General features: G+C 67.8%; 3 protein-coding genes. 2 read left to right on the forward strand and 1 reads right to left on the reverse strand.

All coding sequences use genetic code 11. The features are described from left to right. The coding region (locus tag WAL33_RS02085) for a TetR/AcrR family transcriptional regulator (RefSeq protein ID WP_422178004.1) at positions 1 to 423 on the reverse strand (423 nt) is incomplete at its 3' end. Positions 424 to 528: 105 nt separating this feature from the next. On the opposite strand from WAL33_RS02085, the gene WAL33_RS02090 reads away from it, so the two are divergent. Next, positions 529 to 1,152, forward strand: coding sequence for a glutathione S-transferase C-terminal domain-containing protein (locus WAL33_RS02090; RefSeq protein WP_422178006.1), 624 nt, complete (start codon positions 529 to 531; stop codon positions 1,150 to 1,152). Positions 1,153 to 1,203: 51 nt separating this feature from the next. Further along, entirely contained in the window at positions 1,204 to 1,548 is a 345-nt protein-coding gene (locus tag WAL33_RS02095) for a CC_3452 family protein (RefSeq protein WP_422178008.1), read from the forward strand. Positions 1,549 to 1,619: the final 71 nt, after the last annotated feature.

Raw genomic sequence — 1,619 nt, forward strand, 5'->3', positions numbered from 1 at the left:
GTCCAGCTCGTGCAGGCCGTCGGCCACGGTCTGGCGCACCTCGTCGTCGACCAGCGCCTGGCCCAGGCCCGCGCTGGCCAGGAAGCAGCCCCGCCCGCCCACGTCGTCCGACAGATAGAAGCCCAGGGCCGTGTGATAGACCCGCGTCAGGATCTCGCGCAGCGAACCGCCGCTGCGGAACGCCTGGGTCATCGCCGCGCGCGAGCTGTCCATGTAGCGGTCCAGCGCCGACCTGAAGAGCGTCTGCTTGTCGCCGAACGCGCCGTACAGGCTGGGCCGGTTCATGCCCGTGGCGGCGCTCAGGTCGTCCAGCGAAGCGCCGGCGAAACCCTGGGACCAGAAGATATCCGTGGCCTTGGCCAGGGCGACATCGGGATCATAGGCGCGGGGGCGACCCCGGCGCTTTACGGGGGTTTCGGACATCTGACTCTCCTGGCCCGGACTCTTCTTTTTGTACCGTTTCGCAGTTTATTCCTTGACCACCGTTATTTTTATGCGAAACAGTATGAAAAAGCAATGGAGCGTTCGATGGACCTCTACTTCTCCCCGATGGCCTGTTCGATGGCGACCCGGATCGCGGCCTACGAGGCGGGCGCGGACGTCAATTTCCTCAAGGTCGACACCAAGGCGCGGCCCAAGGTGGTGGAGGACGGCACGGCGTTCCTGGCCATCAACCCCATGGGCCAGGTGCCCGTGCTGCGCACCGACGACGGCGAGCTGATCGTCGAGAACGCGGTGATCCTGCAGTATCTCGCCGACCGCTTCCCGGCCTCCGGCCTGATCCCCGCCGACGGGCCCCAGCGCCGCAAGGTGCAGAGCTGGCTCGGCTTCATCGGCTCTGAGCTTCACATCGGGGCGTTCACCGTCCTGCTGCGGCCGACGGCGCCGGACGGGGCCAAGATCTTCGCCCACGAGCGGCTGGCCGAGCGCCTGACCCATCTGGACGCCCACCTGAAGGGCCGCGAGTTCCTGGCCGGGCGGTTCAGCGTCGCCGACGCCTATCTGTTCGTGATGCTGACCTGGGCCCGCTACCTGGCGATCGACTTCACGCCCTATCCGGCCCTGGCCGCCTATCGCGACCGCCTGCAGACCCGGCCCTCGGTGGCCCGGGCCTTCGACGAAGAGTTCACCCTGTTCAAGGCCGCGGCCTGACAGGGCGCCAGTAAGCGTACCTCCCTCCAACCTCCTCCCCGGAGTTCTCCCATGCGTAATCTGATCATCGCCGTCGCGGCCCTGGCCGCGACGGGCGGCCCCGCCATGGCCGAAACCAAGGCCCAGAACGGCTGGCTGACGCTCAGCGCCCCCACCACCCAGGACCATGTCGTGTTCGACGGCGCGCTCTGGCGCTGCAAGGCCGATGTCTGCCGCTCGACCAAGGTCAAGTCGCTGCCGCCTTTGCGCAGCTGCAAGCGGCTGGCCCGCGAGCTGGGGACGATCACCGGCTTCGGCTATCGCGGCGTGAGCCTGTCGGAGGCCGAACTGGCCGCGTGCAACCCCGTTCAGATCGCCAAGACGCCGGCGGCGTCCGAAGTGGCGGCGGCGCACTAACCTCCCGCCTCGGAGGAGACTGGGGGACAGGCGCCCGCGCCTGTCCCCGGCTTTTTGAACGTCTCTATTAT

The sequence above is a fragment of the Caulobacter sp. genome, assembly GCF_049283275.1.
Lineage (GTDB): Bacteria > Pseudomonadota > Alphaproteobacteria > Caulobacterales > Caulobacteraceae > Caulobacter.